Annotated in this window: 16 protein-coding genes; 11 read left to right on the top strand and 5 right to left on the bottom strand. The window is 71.0% G+C overall.

Annotated features, from left to right (window positions below; translation table 11 throughout):
* Positions 1 to 9 precede the first annotated feature (9 nt).
* From BJY18_RS29365 to BJY18_RS29390, 6 genes are all read left to right on the top strand, one after another.
* Positions 10 to 969, top strand: a complete 960-nt coding sequence (locus BJY18_RS29365) for a pentapeptide repeat-containing protein (protein ID WP_221458008.1) — start codon at positions 10 to 12, stop codon at positions 967 to 969.
* Positions 970 to 1,325: 356 nt separating this feature from the next.
* Complete coding sequence (locus BJY18_RS29370; protein ID WP_184783141.1) at positions 1,326 to 2,696, top strand: cystathionine beta-synthase; 1,371 nt, start codon at positions 1,326 to 1,328, stop codon at positions 2,694 to 2,696.
* Positions 2,697 to 2,810: 114 nt separating this feature from the next.
* Positions 2,811 to 4,415, top strand: coding sequence for a hypothetical protein (locus tag BJY18_RS29375; RefSeq protein WP_184783142.1), 1,605 nt, complete (start codon positions 2,811 to 2,813; stop codon positions 4,413 to 4,415).
* A 231-nt stretch (positions 4,416 to 4,646) separates the two neighbouring features.
* A complete protein-coding gene (locus BJY18_RS29380; protein WP_312874000.1) occupies positions 4,647 to 5,192 on the top strand; it encodes a hypothetical protein in 546 nt (181 codons plus the stop codon).
* Between the two features lie 92 nt (positions 5,193 to 5,284).
* Positions 5,285 to 6,052: a hypothetical protein gene (locus BJY18_RS29385; RefSeq protein ID WP_184783143.1), complete on the top strand. Its 768-nt coding sequence runs from the start codon at positions 5,285 to 5,287 to the stop codon at positions 6,050 to 6,052.
* Positions 6,053 to 6,135: 83 nt separating this feature from the next.
* Entirely contained in the window at positions 6,136 to 7,293 is a 1,158-nt protein-coding gene (locus BJY18_RS29390) for a cystathionine gamma-synthase (protein ID WP_184783144.1), read from the top strand.
* A 369-nt stretch (positions 7,294 to 7,662) separates the two neighbouring features.
* Here the strand turns inward: BJY18_RS29390 and BJY18_RS29395 are convergent, their stop codons facing one another.
* Positions 7,663 to 7,959 carry a hypothetical protein gene (locus BJY18_RS29395; protein WP_184783145.1) on the bottom strand — a complete coding sequence of 99 codons (297 nt, stop codon included), beginning with the start codon at positions 7,957 to 7,959 and terminating at the stop codon, positions 7,663 to 7,665.
* Between the two features lie 97 nt (positions 7,960 to 8,056).
* Here BJY18_RS29395 and ilvA point away from each other — a divergent pair, with 97 nt between their 5' ends.
* Positions 8,057 to 9,262 (top strand): threonine ammonia-lyase, encoded by a 1,206-nt coding sequence (gene ilvA / locus BJY18_RS29400; RefSeq protein ID WP_184783146.1) that lies wholly within the window; start codon positions 8,057 to 8,059, stop codon positions 9,260 to 9,262.
* A 13-nt stretch (positions 9,263 to 9,275) separates the two neighbouring features.
* On the top strand, positions 9,276 to 9,797 hold the full coding sequence (locus BJY18_RS29405) for an Lrp/AsnC family transcriptional regulator (protein ID WP_184783147.1): 522 nt from the start codon (positions 9,276 to 9,278) through the stop codon (positions 9,795 to 9,797).
* A 9-nt stretch (positions 9,798 to 9,806) separates the two neighbouring features.
* Here the strand turns inward: BJY18_RS29405 and BJY18_RS29410 are convergent, their stop codons facing one another.
* On the bottom strand, positions 9,807 to 10,415 hold the full coding sequence (locus BJY18_RS29410) for a TetR/AcrR family transcriptional regulator (RefSeq protein ID WP_184783148.1): 609 nt from the start codon (positions 10,413 to 10,415) through the stop codon (positions 9,807 to 9,809).
* A gap of 124 nt (positions 10,416 to 10,539) precedes the next feature.
* Between BJY18_RS29410 and BJY18_RS29415 the strand changes: the two genes are divergently transcribed.
* Complete coding sequence (locus BJY18_RS29415) at positions 10,540 to 11,253, top strand: SDR family NAD(P)-dependent oxidoreductase (protein WP_184783149.1); 714 nt, start codon at positions 10,540 to 10,542, stop codon at positions 11,251 to 11,253.
* 6 nt (positions 11,254 to 11,259) lie between these two features.
* Here the strand turns inward: BJY18_RS29415 and BJY18_RS29420 are convergent, their stop codons facing one another.
* The 3 genes from BJY18_RS29420 to BJY18_RS29430 form a co-directional block, all read right to left on the bottom strand.
* Positions 11,260 to 12,072, bottom strand: coding sequence for an MBL fold metallo-hydrolase (locus BJY18_RS29420; RefSeq protein WP_184783150.1), 813 nt, complete (start codon positions 12,070 to 12,072; stop codon positions 11,260 to 11,262).
* Positions 12,073 to 13,069: 997 nt separating this feature from the next.
* Positions 13,070 to 13,570 (bottom strand): transcription elongation factor GreA, encoded by a 501-nt coding sequence (greA, locus tag BJY18_RS29425; protein WP_184783151.1) that lies wholly within the window; start codon positions 13,568 to 13,570, stop codon positions 13,070 to 13,072.
* Between the two features lie 199 nt (positions 13,571 to 13,769).
* Entirely contained in the window at positions 13,770 to 14,228 is a 459-nt protein-coding gene (locus tag BJY18_RS29430) for a DUF4307 domain-containing protein (protein WP_221458009.1), read from the bottom strand.
* 179 nt (positions 14,229 to 14,407) lie between these two features.
* Between BJY18_RS29430 and mca the strand changes: the two genes are divergently transcribed.
* Together mca and BJY18_RS29440 are read left to right on the top strand one after the other, a co-directional pair.
* Positions 14,408 to 15,322, top strand: coding sequence for a mycothiol conjugate amidase Mca (mca, locus tag BJY18_RS29435; protein ID WP_184783153.1), 915 nt, complete (start codon positions 14,408 to 14,410; stop codon positions 15,320 to 15,322).
* Positions 15,319 to 15,675 (top strand): hypothetical protein, encoded by a 357-nt coding sequence (locus BJY18_RS29440; RefSeq protein WP_184783154.1) that lies wholly within the window; start codon positions 15,319 to 15,321, stop codon positions 15,673 to 15,675. Before mca ends, BJY18_RS29440 begins: the two co-directional genes overlap by 4 nt.
* Positions 15,676 to 15,684 lie beyond the last annotated feature (9 nt).

A 15,684-nucleotide genomic window follows, 5' to 3' on the forward strand; every position in this document is an offset into this window, starting at 1 on the left:
AGGTGACCCATGTCCTTGTCGCCTCGTGGCAGGATCGCCTGCGTGCCCTCGCCCAGCCGCGTCCTGTCGACCCGCGCGATCGCGTGGTGGGCAGCCGGCCTCCTGCTGGTCGCCGGACTCGCCGCGAGCCTGCTCCTGCTGCTGTTCGGCGGCGGCAGCCCGGAGGATTCGGCCCGTCTCGACGCCCTGCGCACCGCGGCGAACATCGTGGTCGGCACCGGAGGCGCCGCCGCGCTGCTGCTCGCCGCGCGCCGCCAGCGCTCCGCCGAGCTCGACCTGGAGCAGAAGGACCACGACGCCACCCAACGGCGGATCACCGAGATGTACGGCAAGGCCGCCGACCAGCTCGGCAGCGACAAGGCCCCGGTCCGGCTGGCCGGACTGTATGCGCTCGAGCGGCTCGCGCAGGACCACGAGGAGCAGCGCCAGACCATCGTCAACGTGCTGTGCGCGTACCTGCGCATGCCCGAACCCGGCGACGCCGCGACCGCCGCCGAGGAACTGCAGGTGCGCAAGGCCGCGCAGCGGATCCTGATGCTGCACCTGCGCCCGGGCGGCGAAGCGGAACCGATGGGCTCGTACTGGCCGGACATCGACCTCGACCTGTCCGGCGCCCGGCTGGTCACCTTCACCCTCACACACTGCCGGATCCGCTCGCTGACCTGCTACCGGACCGAGTTCCACAGCTTCGCCACGTTCCGTGGCACCGCATTCCACAGCAAGGCCGATTTCCACGAGGCCGTCTTCACCGACCGGGTGGACTTCCGCGGCACCGTCTTCGGCACGGACCGGGAGAACTTTCACGGCGCGAGGTTCGAGAAACAGGCGGAATTCGGCATCAAGTCCGACGCCCGGCTGGACGGCGCCCTCGCCAAACCCGGGTACAAGCGCGTCTGGCCGCCGGGCTGGTCGGAACAGCCCGGTGCCGACGGATGGGCACGGCTGGGCCGATCGGGTGTTTCCGAGTAACGGCGGAACCGGCGGGCTTCGTGAAGAGTCCACGTGAAGAGTCCGGAAGAAACACAGGAGGTGAACCGGACATGAAGGTTCGACAGAAGTGGGCGAACACCGTCACCCCGCTCGGCCTGAGGCGAAGCGGGACGGCATCCGCCGGGAAGGATCTCCGGGACGGAATGACGGATCGGTGTTCGGCGGCCTTCGGGCCGTTCCCGGTGTCGATGCGCGGCTTGGTGGCTGCCTGAGGTCCTCGCCGGGAAGGCCCGACCTCGCCGAGCGCCGCCCGGCAGCACCCGACGCGCACCCCGAGTACCCCGGTCGCGGCCGTCCACGCTGGACAGCCCCGCCGCGGCGTTTAGGCTGCCGGGGTGGAGTACGCAGAACACATCGTGGACCTCGTCGGCAACACCCCGCTGGTCAAACTGAATTCCCTGACCCGGGGGCTCAAGCCGCTGGTGCTCGCCAAGGTCGAGTACGTCAACCCGGGCGGCAGCGTGAAGGACCGCATCGCGCTGCGCATGATCGAGGCCGCGGAGGCCTCCGGCGCACTGCGCCCCGGCGGCACGATCGTGGAGCCGACGTCGGGCAACACCGGGGTCGGCCTGGCCATGGTCGCCCAGCGCAAGGGCTACAAGTGCGTGTTCGTCTGCCCGGACAAGGTCAGCGAGGACAAGCGCAACGTGCTGCGCGCGTACGGCGCGCGGGTCGTGGTGTGCCCGACCGCGGTGGCGCCCGAGCACCCGGACTCCTACTACAACGTGTCCGACCGCCTGGTCCGTGAGATCGACGGCGCCTGGAAGCCGAACCAGTACGCGAACCCGGAAAACCCGGCCAGCCACTACCACTCGACCGGACCCGAGCTCTGGCGGCAGACCGACGGGAAGATCACGCACTTCGTGGCCGGGGTCGGCACCGGCGGGACCATTTCCGGCACCGGGAAGTTCCTCAAGGAAGCCAGTGACGGCCGGGTGGCGGTGATCGGCGCGGACCCGGAGGGCTCGGTGTACTCCGGCGGCACCGGCCGTCCCTACCTCGTGGAGGGCGTCGGCGAGGACTTCTGGCCGGAGACCTACGACCGGGGCATCGCCGACGAGATCATCCCGGTCAGCGACGCGCACTCCTTCGAGACCACCCGCCGCCTCGCCGTCGAGGAGGGCCTGCTGGTCGGGGGTTCGTGCGGGATGGCCGTGGCGGCCGCGCTGAAGCTCGCGGAGCGGCTGACCGAGGACGACGTCGTGGTCGTGCTGTTGCCCGACGGCGGCCGCGGCTACCTCACCAAGGTGTTCAACGACAGCTGGATGTCCTCCTACGGCTTCCTGCCCCCGGACTCCTCCGGCGCCACCGTGGGCGACGTGCTGACCCGCAAGAGCGGTTCGCTGCCCAGCCTCGTGCACTCGCACCCGAACGAGACGGTGGCCGAGGCGGTCGCCATCCTTGCCGAGTTCGGCGTGAGCCAGATGCCCGTGGTCAGCGCCGAACCGCCGGTGATGGCGGCCGAGGTGGTGGGCGCGGTGAACGAGCGGGATCTGCTCGACGCGCTGTTCACCGGCAAGGCCCAGATGGCCGACCGGCTCGAGACGCACATGTCGCCCCCGCTGCCCACGATCGGCGCCGGTGAGCAGGTGAGCGCGGCGATGAAGGCGCTCGAAGGCGCGGACGGCGCGCTGGTGCTGATCGACGGCAAGCCGGCGGGCGTCGTCACCAGGCACGACCTGCTCGCCTTTCTCGCGGGCCGGTAGTCCTGAACCGCCGGATCCCAGGCCGGGGCGCCTGCGCGCGCCCCGGCCCGCGATCCGATAGCGTGGGCGGCGTAGAACTTTTTCGCGTCCTCGTCAAGGGGGTTCAAGACCCACATGAGTGCTCCGCAGCCACCGAACCAGCCTTGGGACGGCGGCCAGCAGCCGCCGCCGCAGGGCCCACCGAGTGGTCCCACACCGCAGCAGGACAGTCCCTTCGGCGCGTCGGAGCCGACCCAGGTGGTCCAGCCGGGCCAGTCGCCGCAGCCCACCCAGGGCGGCGGCGCGTTCGGCGAGACCCCGGAGCCGACTCAGGTCGTGCAGCCCGCGCAGCCGGGTGACGCGAACGCCACCCAGGTCGTCAACCCCCTTGGCGGCCCCGAGGGCACCGCGGAGTCGACGCAGCTGGTGCCGCCGGGACAGCAGCCCCCGGCCATCCCGTACGCCCCGCCGCCGAGCGCCGCGGACAACCCGGCCGCGGTCGGCGGGTTCGGGCAGCCGGGCCAGCCCGGCCAGCCCGGTGGCTTCGGCCAGCCCGGGCAGCCGGGTCAGGCGGGTCAGCCTGGTCAGCCGCAGCAGGGCTTCGGCGCGCCGGGTGGCTTCGACCAGCAGCAGGGCTTTGGCCAGCCGGGTCAGCCGGGTGGTTTCGGGCAGCCCGGTCAGCCAGGCGGCTTCGGCCAGCCCGCCGCCTTCGGCGCACCGGCCGCGGGCGGTGGCGGTGGCAACGCCCTGTACGGCTACATCGCCGGAGGCGTGACCGCCGTGCTCGCGCTCGTCTCGCTGATCTACACCTTCCTCTACATGGGCAAGATCAGTGACTACTCGACCTACCTGGACTCCGCCCCCAGCCAGGCGGAACTGGACAAGTTCTACGAGCAGTCCGGCCTGTCCAGCCCGGGCACGCTGTGGATCTACGTGATCCTCGCGCTGATCGGCGCGGTGCTGGCGCTGGCGGGCGGTGTCGGGCTGGCGCTGGCGGGCCGGCTCGGCGGGCTCCGCAAGTTCGTGCCGATCGCGGTGGCGGCCGGCGGCGTGCTGCTCACGCTCTTCTCCGTGCTGCTGATGGTCGGCACCACGATCAGCGGCGCGCTCGCCGACCAGCTGAGGCAGATCGGTGCGAGCGACGACAGCTTCGCCAGCGGCATGGGCACGCTCACGATGATCCTCGGCATCGTCATCCTGATCGTCGGTGTGCTGAGCCTGATCCCGGCGACCGCGCAGTTCGTCGGCCTCGGCGGTGGATCCTCGGACGGTCCGCAGCAGCCCGGCGGGTTCGGCGGCCCGCCCGCCGGCCCCGGTTTCGGTCAGCCGGGCCAGCCCGGCGGTTTCGGTCAGCCGGGTCAGCCGGGTGGCTTCGGCCAGCCCGGACAGCAGGGCTTCGGCCAGCCGGGCAGCGGTGGTTTCCCGCAGCCGGGCGGGGCGAACCCGCCCAGCGGCCCGACGCCGCAGCCGGGCTACGGCCAGCCGGGACAGCAGCCGGGTTACGGCCAGCCGCCGCAGCAGCCCGGCTACGGTCAGCCGGGCCAGCCGGGGTACGGCCAGCCGCAGCCGGGGTACGGCCAGCCGGGTCAGCCTGGTCAGCCGGGGTACGGCCAGCCGGGCCAGCAGCCTGGTTACCCGCCGCCGGGGCAGTACCCCCCGCCGCCGGGTGGTCAGCAGCCGCCGCCGGGCTACGGCCAGCAGCCCGGACAGCAGGGCTACGGGCAGACCCCGCAGTGGTAATCCGCTGAATCTCGCGAAGGGCGCCTCCGCACGGAGGCGCCCTTCGTCGTTCCCGCACAATTTCTTCCGGCGAAAACCAAGAAATGTGAGGCTTTGATCTTGCCGCGTTCCGGCAGCCGGGGGAATTGTCGCCGGATTCCGGCACCGGTTGCGTCATCGCGTTCGATAGGGGTGTTTTCCCGGCTAGGGTGAGCGCCGTTCGTTTCGCCTTCGAGTCCAGGGGGAGCCACGGTGCGCGGCCAGTACGGATACCCAGCCCGTGAACTGCCGCGGGAGCTGTCCCCCGAGCCGGCACCGCCCCGGCGTCCCGGCAGCGGTACCGCGATCGCCGCGGGTGTGCTCGGGCTCGTGGCGGCGGTCGCAGCGGGTTATCTGCCGATCACGCAATTCCTGGACATTCCTTCCGGATTCAGCCTCGGCGATCTGCCCCGGTGGACACTTGTCGATCTCGCCGGCTTTCTGGTCGCCGCGCTGGCGTTGCTGGTGGGTTCGGTGGCGACGTTCTTCCGCGCGGTGGCCGGCGCGGTGCTGCTGATCTTCGGTGCGCTGGTGGCGGCCGGGGCGATTCTGCTCGAGCCCGCGCTCGGCGGCGGGATCTCCTACACCGAGTACTTCCACGAAGTGCTCCGGCTGGACGGCTTCGCCGCGATCGACCGTGCCGTGCTGATGGGCTCGGCCCTGATCGTGCTCCTGCTCGCCGCGTCGCCGCGGACGCTGGGCTATCTGCGGTTCCGGGGACCGGCGACGGCGCGGGAGAGGACCGGCCGCCCCCGGTAGTGCGCAATTCCGCCCCGAAACGGGGTCCGGCCTGGCACGATACCGGGGACCGAACCCGCCGCAGGCGGATCCGCAGAAGCCGAGGGATTCCCGTGACCTACCCCCAGAACCCGCAGGGCCAGTACCCCGGGCAGAACCCGTACCCCGGCGGGCAGCAACCGTATCCGGGAAGCCAGCCGACGCCCGCGCAGCAGCCCTACCCCGGCAGCCAACCGACGCCGGCGCAGCAGCAGCCCTACTCCGGCAGCCAGCCGATGCCGGCGCAGCCCTACCCGGGAAGCCAGCCGATGCCGGCGCAGCCCTACGGCCAGGCGCCGGGGCAGTACCCGCAGCAGCCGTACGGGCAGCAGCAGCAGCCCTACCCGGCCTACCCGGGCGGACCCGGCGCGCTGCAGCCGAAGCCGAGCGGCGCGACCGCGATCATCGCCGGCGTGCTGGCCATCCTCGGCGGCCTGTTCGCCCTGTTCGGCGTGGTCGGCGGTGCGATCCTGCTGGGGCATTCCGGCGGCGTCGGTCCCGGGCTGGTGGCGTTGATCGTCAACCTGGCCCAGGCGGGTCTGCTGCTCTACGGAGCCGTCGCGCTGTTCATGCACAAGCCGGCCGGCCGGTTGTGCGTGCTCATCGGCAGCGGGCTGGCGATCGCGGTCTCGGTGGTCTCGGTCGTGCTCATCACGGTGGGCGTGAGCGCGGTCGGCGGTGGCGCCGAGGTGATCGGCGCCGGGATCGCCGGAGCGCTGGTCGGCCTGATCCCGCCGATCGCGACGCTGGTGCTGGCGCTGGTGAAGCCGACGGTGGAGTGGGTCTCGCAGGGCGCCCAGCAGCCGGCCACGGGCGGTTACCCGCAGCAACCGAGCTGGTGAGGCGCGGGCTGCCGGCGCGCCCGGGCGTGCCGGCGGCCTCCCACCTGACGGGATTGTCGGGCCAGGACCGTACCCTGGGAGGCATGGCCGACGACTACTCCGCCCTGGGCTTCGAGACGCGCGCGATCCACGCCGGGCAGCAGCCCGACCCGCGCACGGGTGCGGTGATCGTGCCCATCTACCAGACGTCGACGTATGCGCAGGACGGCGTGGGTGGCACCCGCGAGGGCGGCTACGAGTACTCGCGCACGGCCAACCCCACGCGCAGTGCGCTGGAAGAAGCGCTCGCGTCGTTGGAGGGCGCCCGGCACGGGCTCGCGTTCGCGTCCGGGATGGCGGCTTCCGACGCGGTGCTGCGCAGTGTGCTGCGCCCCGGTGACCACCTGGTACTGGGCAACGACGCGTACGGCGGCACGTTCCGGCTGATCGACAAGGTGCTGAGCCTGTGGGGCGTCGAGCACACCGTCGCGGACCTGGGCCGGATCGAGGACGTGCGTGCCGCGATGCGTCCGGAGACCAAGCTCGTCTGGTGCGAATCGCCGACCAACCCGCTGCTGGGCGTCGCGGACGTGGCCGCGCTGGCCGGCGCGGCGCACGAGGCGGGGGCCCGTCTCGTCGTCGACAACACCTTCGCCACGCCCTACCTGCAGACCCCGCTGGCGCTGGGTGCGGACATCGTCGTGCACTCGACCACGAAGTACCTCGGCGGCCATTCGGACGTGGTGGGCGGCGCGGTGCTGACCAACGAGGACGAGCTGCGCGAGCAGCTGTTCTTCCTGCGCAACGCGGCCGGTGCGGTACCCGGCCCGTTCGACGCGTGGCTCACCCTGCGCGGCCTGAAGACGCTCGCCCTGCGGATGGACCGGCACAGCGGCAACGCCGAACTGGTCGCCCGCACCCTGGCCCGGCACCCGAAGGTCACCCAGGTGTACTACCCCGGGCTGCTGGAACACCCCGGCCACGAGATCGCGGCCAAGCAGATGCGCCGCTTCGGGGGCATGGTGTCCTTCCGCGTGGCAGGCGGTGAACAGGCCGCACTGGAAACCGCGTCCCGCACCAAGCTTTTCATCCTGGCCGAATCCCTTGGCGGCATCGAGTCGCTGATCGAACACCCCGGCCGCATGACGCACGCCTCCACCGCGGGCTCGACCCTCCAGGTCCCGGAGGACCTGATCCGCCTCTCCGTCGGCATCGAGGACGGAAAGGACCTGGTCGCCGACCTGACCCAGGCACTGGGCTGAGCCGAACCGGGTTTCCTCCGACCGGCATCGCCGGTGTGGCTTGGTCTGCTGGCCCGGGTCAGGTTCAGCCAACGAGCGCATCGCCGACCTGCCCCGGGCGCTGGGCCGGTCCAGATTCAGCCGGCATCGCCGGTCCGGCTCGGCCCGATGGTCCGGGTCAGGTTCAGCCGACCGGCATCGCCGTCCTGACTCGGCCCGCTGAGCTGCGCGTACTCGGTATGCTCATGCCTCTCCGTCTCGGCTCGTCAAGACCGTCCGGGACCGACTCCGGCACCTGCGCGCGTCGTGCGAGCAGTGACCGACCGGATCAAGCGTCAGCGAACGAGCAGCTGCGGGCGAGCGGACGTCAACCCGCCGTCGCCGCGAGTGTCAGGGACGGTAGCTGCTCGGCTGGGCGCCGGGCTTCGTGCCGGCGTGGTGGGCGGCCTCTTCCTGCGCCGGGGCGGCCGGGAGGTGGGCGCCGTCGAGGCAGCTGCCGACCAGCTCGGTGTGGCTGTCGTGGCGGATGTACTGCGCGTGGCCTCCGCAGCCGGCCGCGTCGACCGTGACGAAGGCGGCTCCGGCCAGTGCGGCCGCGGACACGATGCCCGCGACGAGGGGCAGCAGGCCGGTGGAACGGGTCGCGCGGATCGACCGAGCGGTGGTCGGGTCCTGCCCGCGTGCCATGGGCGCACTCCCTGCTCACGTGTGATTGCCGTAATCAGAGTACCGGTCTCCCGGCGGTCGCGGCCCGGCCGTCCGGCGGATGGCATCATCGCAGGCTATGGAACTCGTCAGCCTCGAGCGCATCCAGGAGGCCCGGAAGCTGCTGTCCGGCGTCACCCGGGTCACCCCGATGGAACACGCCCGGGACCTGCGCCGGCTGCACGGCGGACCGGTGCACCTCAAATGCGAGAACCTGCAGCGCACCGGCTCGTTCAAGATCCGCGGCGCCTACACCCGGATCCACGGCCTGTCCGCCGCCGAACGTGCCCGCGGCGTCGTGGCCGCCAGCGCCGGCAACCACGCGCAGGGCGTCGCGCTGGCGTCGTCGTTGCTCGGCATTCCGTCCACGGTGTACATGCCGTTGCGTGCTCCGCTGCCTAAACTCGCCGCGACCCGCGGTTACGGCGCCGACGTGCACCTGCACGGCGCGGTGCTCGAGGAGACGCTCGCGGAGGCCGTCGCGTTCTCCGAGCGCACCGGCGCGGTGTTCATCCACCCGTTCGACCACGCAGACGTGATCGCCGGACAGGGAACCGTCGGGCTGGAAATCCTGGAGCAGGTGCCGGCCGTGAAGACGGTGCTCGTGGCGACCGGCGGTGGCGGGCTCGTGGGCGGGGTCGCGTCGGCGGTGAAGGCGCTGCAGCCGCAGGTGCGGGTCGTGGGTGTGCAGGCTGAGGACGCCGCCGCGTTCCCGCCTTCGCTGGCCGCGGGCGCCCCGGTGCGCCTGCCGGAACCGCACACCATGGCCGACGGGATCGCCGTCGGGGAACCGGGCCCGGTCAGTTACGCGCACGTGTCCGCGCTCGTCGACGAGGTCGTGACGGTCAGCGAGGAGTCGCTGTCCCGCGCGGTGCTGCTGTGTCTGGAACGGCGCAAGCTCGTGGTGGAGCCCGCCGGCGCGGCGACCGTGGCCGCGCTGATGCAGCATCCGGGTGCCTTCGAACCGCCGGTCGTGGCGATCCTCTCCGGTGGCAACGTCGATCCGGTGCTGCTGCAGCAGATCATCCAGCACGGCATGACGGCGGGCGGGCGTTATCTCAGACTGCACCTGCGGGTACCGGACCGCCCGGGTTCACTGGTTTCGGTGCTGGCGAGCGTGAAGGAGCTGGGCGCCAACGTTTTGGACGTCGAGCACTCGCGGATTTCCGGCAGCCTGGCCCTCGGCGAGGTGGACGTCGCGCTGGCACTGGAGACCCGCGGCCCGGAACACTGCGCGGAGGTCGAGGCCGCCCTCGCCGACGCCGGGTTCACCATCGTCCCTTGACCATCCACTGTGGATGGAACGCCGCGACGGGCACGCGGTTCCGTGGATAATCCGGGCAGGGAGGTCGCCGGTGCTGGACTCGCTCGACGCGCGGTTGTTGTTGCTGCTGACCGATTCGCCGCGGCTGGGGGTATTGGAATGCGCCCGCAGGCTCGGGGTGGCCCGCGGCACCGTGCAGGCCCGCCTCGACCGGCTCGCCGAGCGCGGGGTGCTCGGCGGTTTCCCGCCCGAGCTGGACCTCGCCGCGATGGGGTACGGCCTCACGGCGTTCGCCGTGGTGGAGATCGCCCAGGGCAAACGCGGCGGCGTCGCGGAAGCACTGGCTGCCATCGACGAGGTGTGCGAAGTGCACGCCACGACCGGCGAAGGTGACCTGTTCGTCCGATTGGTGGCGCGCGACAACGACGACTTGCAGCGCGTGATCGACGAGGTGGTGGGGGTGCCCGACGTGCTACGCACGTCCACTTCGATCGCGCTTTCCACGCCCGTACCGCCACGGGTGCGGCCGTTGCTGGAGCGGGCCGCGCGCGAATAGGGCCGCGAGTTATCCGCGCACAGCGGCAAGGCACTCGTCGTACAGATCCAGGATGTCGCTCTCGCCGTCGCTGCCGACCCAGGCCATCGACGCGGCATCCAGGCAAGCGAACGCCGTCGCGAGCACCGCGCGAACCCTCGGATCCGACGCGCCGGGGGCTACACCCATTCGCGCCTCGACGAGCGGCAGCAGTTCTTCCTGAAGCCGCAGTGCCTTCGCCAGCCATCCGGCACGCAGCGAAGCCGTGTCGTGCATGAGCCGGAATCTCGCCAGGGCCCGTTCCCTGCTGGCGTGCAAGGAAAGTACGGCGGCGACGCCCGCGCGCAGGACCTCCCAGACTCCGGCTTCGGCCGGCTGCGCCTTGATCGTGTCCGCCAGGACTCTCCCGAAGCGGCTCTGGTCGCCGCCGAGCAGCTCTTCCTTGGTGCCGAAGTAGCGGAAGAGGGTGCGCTGGGAAACGCCCGCCTCCCGGGCGATCTGGGCGATCGTCGTCTCCTCGTAGCCCTGCTCGGTGAACAGGCGCAGCGCCGTCTCGAGGATCTCCTGGGAGGCCAGCTGCCGCGTCCGGTCCCACAGCGTGGCCGGTGCGCCCGTCGCCGCGTCGGCTTCCTGCTTCATCTCGTCAGGGTAGCCCAGCACTGTCAGGTTGACACTCGACGACCACCTGGCAGTCGCTGTCAAAGCGCTATACGCTGTCAAGGCTGGAGGGATTCGCTCTCCGGAGACACGGAAAGGAGCGGACATGTCTGCACCTTCGGCTTTGATCACCGGGGGAACCAGCGGCATCGGCAAGGCGACCGCCGAGCTGCTGCACTCCCGCGGCTACCGCGTCATGGTCACCGGGGTGAGCGGGGTCGCCGACGCCGGACTTCCCGAAGACGTCGCGGTGGTGCGGGCCGACGCGCGGTCCCTGCCGGACCTTGACCAGGTGGTGGACCAGGCCCGACGGCGATTCGGCTCCCTCGACCTGCTCTTCCTCAACGCGGGCATCTCGCGTCCCGGCCCGATCGAGTCCACCGACGAAGAGGCCTTCGACGCCCTGTTCGACACCAACGTGAAGGGCAACTTCTTCACGCTTCAGAAGGTGCTCCCGCTCCTCGGCGAAGGCGCCTCGGTCGTGGTCACCGTGGGCGCCGGGGAGGGGCTGGGGGCCGCGATGACCGCCGCCAAGGGTGCTTTGCTGCCCCTCGTGCGGTCACTCGCGCTCGAGCTGGCGCCTCGCCGCATCCGCGTCAACGCCGTCAGCCCGGGGATCATCGACACCCCCGCCTACGGCAAGCTGGGCGTCACCCGGGAAATGATCGACTCCTGGGGCGAGCAGGTCCCGCTCGGCCGCGTCGGTGCCCCGGCCGACATCGCGGGGGCCGTGGCCTTTCTCGCCTCGGACACCGCGAGCTACATCACCGGCCAGAACCTCACCGTCTCGGGTGGTATCGGAGTGCACACCAACGGTTGACGAATGTCAGAGGGTTTCCTGCACGTAGGCGAGGTAGCGCTTCGCCGAGCGCTGGACGACTTCGTGGCCGTTCGTGCGTACGATGGCGTTCCACCACGCGCTGTAGATCGCCTCGAACGCGTACGGCTCGAGCAGCTCCGCAGCGCGGCGAACCACGCTCGGCCGCTCCGGGATCAGGTTGGGGTAGCTGTACATGAAGCCCACGTGCGTGCGGTCCGCGACCACCTGCACGATGTCGCCGGACAGCAGCGCGCCGCGGCCGCCCTCGCCGCCGGGCCAATGCAGGACGGTCCCGCCGGCGAAGTGCACGCCGAGGTTGATCAGCCGCAGATCGCCGGTGATGTCGAGCGTGGTGCCGGACCACAGCCGGATCGCCGGATCCGGCCGCCCGATCCACTGCCGGTCGTCCTCGTGCAGGTGGATGGGCACGTCGAAGGCGTGCGCCCACTCGACCATGGTCGTGTAGTAGTGCGGGTGGCTGATCGCGATCCCGGTGATCCCGCCGAGTTCGGTGACCTTCGCGATCACCTCGTCGTCGAGGTAGGCGGCGCAGTCCCACAGGAAGTTGCCGCTCCCGGCGCGCACCAGCAGCGCGCGCTGGCCGATGGCGAACTTCGGAGCCGACCCGACGCCCACGATCCCCGGCCCCTGTTCCTCGACCCGCGCCCGGTGCTCCCCGCCCGCACGCATCGCCGCGAGGTCGGTCCACCGCTGACCGCCCGGCGGCACGAACTGACGCTCGTCCTCACAGACGGGACAGTCGGCCCGCGGCCGCGCGTACTGGGTGCCACAGGCGAGGCAGACGGGTTCGGTGCTCATCGTGGGTTCCTCCCAGCAGTAGTGAAGGACCACGTTAGGCCGCCACCCGGCACCCGGCCGGTGGAAAACCCACCGAGCGCCGCGCTGGGAACGGACTTCGCCGGAGCTCCACCCCGCCTCGCCCGGCCGAGCGTGCCTGGACGTTGAAACCTCAGCTGCCGCCTCGACCAGCCGACCGCTTCTTAGGCCGGTCCCCGACTCGGCAGCACGCCGTCTCCTCACCCGGCCGGGTGCGCTTGAGGTGGCAAGCCTCCGGCTTCACCGCGCGGCGTCGCCGTATCCCGGTCGGCCGCTTCCGGATCGGGAAGCATTCAAGATGCGGCACTGCCCGCGACCGGCCGACCGTTGCCGAAGCAGGAAGCGTCACTCCGCGAAACTCAGTGCGCCCTCACCCCTGTCAGTCCAGCGAGCGGGCTGCCCAGCGCAGAAGGGTTCTGGCTTCACCGTGCAGTGCCCGCCTCGGCCGGCCGTTGGTAGGAAGCGTGAGTCGGTGAGTGCGGTGCGCCGTCACCCTGTCAGCCCGGCCAGTGGGCCGCCGAGCGCAGAAGGGTTCTGGTTGCGCCGTGCAGTGCCCGCCTCGGCCGGCCGTTGGTAGGAAGCGTGAGTCGGTGAGTGCGGTGCGCCGTCACCCTGTCAGCCCGGCCAGTGGGCCGCCGAGCGCAGAAGGGTTCTGGTTGCGCCGTGCAGTGCCCGCCTCGGCCGGCCGTTGGTAGGGAGCGTGAGTTGGTGAGTGCGGTGCGCCGTCACCCTGTCAGCCCGGCCAGTGGGCCGCCGAGCGCAGAAGGGCTCTGGCTTCACCGTGCAGCACTGCCCTCGACCGGCCGTTCGGCCCGGAGCACAAAGCGCCACTCCGAGAGACCCGACGCGTCCTTGCCCAGCCAGCCCGCCCGCCCGAGAGACCCGATCCGCCCTCACCCAGCCAACCCAACCAGCGCAGCCAACCCAACCAGCGCAGCCAACCCAACCAGCGCGGACGCCGAGCGCAGCGCGGCAAGCCTCACGACTCGCTGTAGGGCACCGCCTTGACCAGGACGACCTTCATGGTCTTGCCGTTGGGCAGTTCGTACTCGCGGGATTCGCCTTCCCTGGCGCCGAGCAGGGCCTTGCCCAGCGGCGACTCCGGGGAGTACACGTCGAGCGTGCCCTCTGCGCCTTCCTCGCGGGTGGCGAGCAGGAACTTCTCCTCGTCGTCGTCCCCGTCGTACTTGACGGTGAGCACCTTGCCCGGACCGGCCGTGCCGTCGTCCTCGGGTGCCTCGCCGACCTTCGCGTTGCGCAGCAGTTCCTGGAGGTGCCGGATGCGGGCCTCGGCCTGGCCCTGCTCCTCGCGGGCCGCGTGGTAGCCGCCGTTCTCCTTGAGGTCGCCCTCTTCGCGGCTGTCGTTGATGCGTGCGGCGATGACCGGACGATTCTCGATCATTTCGTCGAGCTCGTGCTTGAGCCTGTCGTAGGCATCCTGGGTCAGCCAGGTCACCTTGGTGTCGCTCACGGTCACCATCTCCTCGTAGGGCCTGCCAGGCTTGGGTGTACAAGCCGGCCACCACGTGGGCCATCGGGGCTCACGTGGGTGGGATAAAGGAAAAACACGGCCCGCTCCGGGCCGTGCTGGTGTTCCAGCCTATCACGGCATGACTGGTCGACGCCGGTCGATTCCCACGCTGCGCGGACGCTCACCGCGCATTTCACCCCGTTGGCCGCTACGGGGTTGACAGATAACGTGGTATCGAATACGAGCAGCCGTACACGTCGGCGGTCACCGGTCGCCCGATGCTCTTCACCACCGTGCTCACCCTGCTGTGCCCGGCCCCGGCGGGGACCAGAACCTCCTTGCGGCCGCTTTCGGCTCCCGCGCGGTCGCGTACGCGCACGATGCACACGCCCGGCCGGTCCGGATCGTCGCGCGTGACGTTGATCGTGATCTGCATCGCGTTGCCGGGCCGCTCCTCGAAGGCCACCCGCTCGGCGTCGATCGAGGTCTGCCCCAGGTTGACGTAGGCGATCCAGGCGATGGCGCAGCTCACGACCACCGCGATCCCGCCGAACAGCCAGCCGCGCCCGCGCCGCGACGACCGGGGCCGGCGTGGGGTGCCGTACCGCTCCGCGAGCGGCGCCGGATCGGCGTCGCCCTCGGTGGTCACGGTCTCCCCGCTCTGCAAAATCCGGGCCTCCGGTCGGACTTGTCGTACCCCTGAGGACAATGGGTATCGCCGCAGCCGCGGCAGCACCGTCCGTACCGAGTATCCGTGATCCGCTCCGGAGACGTGGAGCCGGGGCGGCCAACCGCGGGACAGCCGGACACCACGGAATAAGAGCACAGGAAAGGGCCGTTCGGACGATGGTGGGAGCCGACGAGCTGACAGTAGAAGACCGCAAACCAGGACTGCGCCTGATGGCGGTGCACGCGCACCCCGACGACGAGTCGAGCAAGGGGGCCGCGACGATGGCCCGCTACGTCGCCGAGGGTCACCAGGTCATGGTCGTGACCTGCACCGGCGGCGAGGCGGGCAGCATCCTCAACCCGGCGATGGACCGGCCCGAGGTGCTGGCGAACATGACCGAGATCCGCCGCGAGGAGATGGCTCGCGCGGCGAAGATCCTGGGGGTACAGCACCGCTGGCTCGGGTTCGTCGACTCCGGCCTGCCCGAGGGCGACCCGCTCCCGCCGCTGCCCGAGGGCTGTTTCGCGCTGGCGCCGCTGGAGGAGTCCACCGAGGCGCTGGTGCGCGTCATTCGCGAGTTCCGCCCGCACGTGCTGACCACCTACGACGAGAACGGCGGGTACCCGCACCCTGACCACATCCGCACCCACGAGGTGTCGATGGCCGCCTTCGACGCGGCGGGCGACCCGGACCGGTTCCCGGACGCGGGTGAGCCGTGGCAGCCGCTCAAGCTCTACTACGGGCACGGGTTCTCCAAGCGCCGGATGGAGCTGTTCCACCAGGCGATGCTCGATGCCGGGGTGGAGTCGCCGTACGCCGAGTGGCTGGCGAAGTGGGATCCGGCCCGCCCGGACGTCATGGAGCGGGTGACCACACAGATCGAGTGCGGTGAATACTTCGAGGTGCGCGACGAGGCGCTCAAGGCGCACGCCACGCAGATCGATCCGGACAGCCGCTGGTTCTTCGTGCCGATCGACGTCCAGCGGAAGGTGTGGCCGACCGAGGAGTACGAGCTGAACCGCTCGCTGGTGGACAGCACGCTGCCGGAGGACGATCTGTTCGCAGGCATCAAGGAGAAGGTGAGTCCATGAGTTTCGGTGTGCCGGCCGTGGCGGTCGTCCCGCTCACGGCGTCGGCCCTGGTACTGGCCCAGCAGCCGGACAGCGGCGACAACGGCGGCCAGGGTGAGGACTTCGGCAAGTCCTCGCCGGTCGGCCTGCTCGTGCTGATCCTGTTCCTGATCGCGGTCGCGTTCCTGATCCGTTCGATGAGCAAGCACCTGAAGAAGGTGCCGGCCAGCTTCGAACCGGAGGAAGAGCCGGCCGCGGACAGCACCGGCGACAAGGCCGACGAGGCCGGGCAGTCCGGGGACGACGCCGGAGCGCGCGAGGCCGAGGCCGGCACACCGGCCGGGGAGGCGACAGCGGGCAAGAAGCCCGACTGACCGGGACCG

Source organism: Amycolatopsis jiangsuensis, from assembly GCF_014204865.1.
In the GTDB taxonomy this organism is placed as follows: domain Bacteria; phylum Actinomycetota; class Actinomycetes; order Mycobacteriales; family Pseudonocardiaceae; genus Amycolatopsis; species Amycolatopsis jiangsuensis.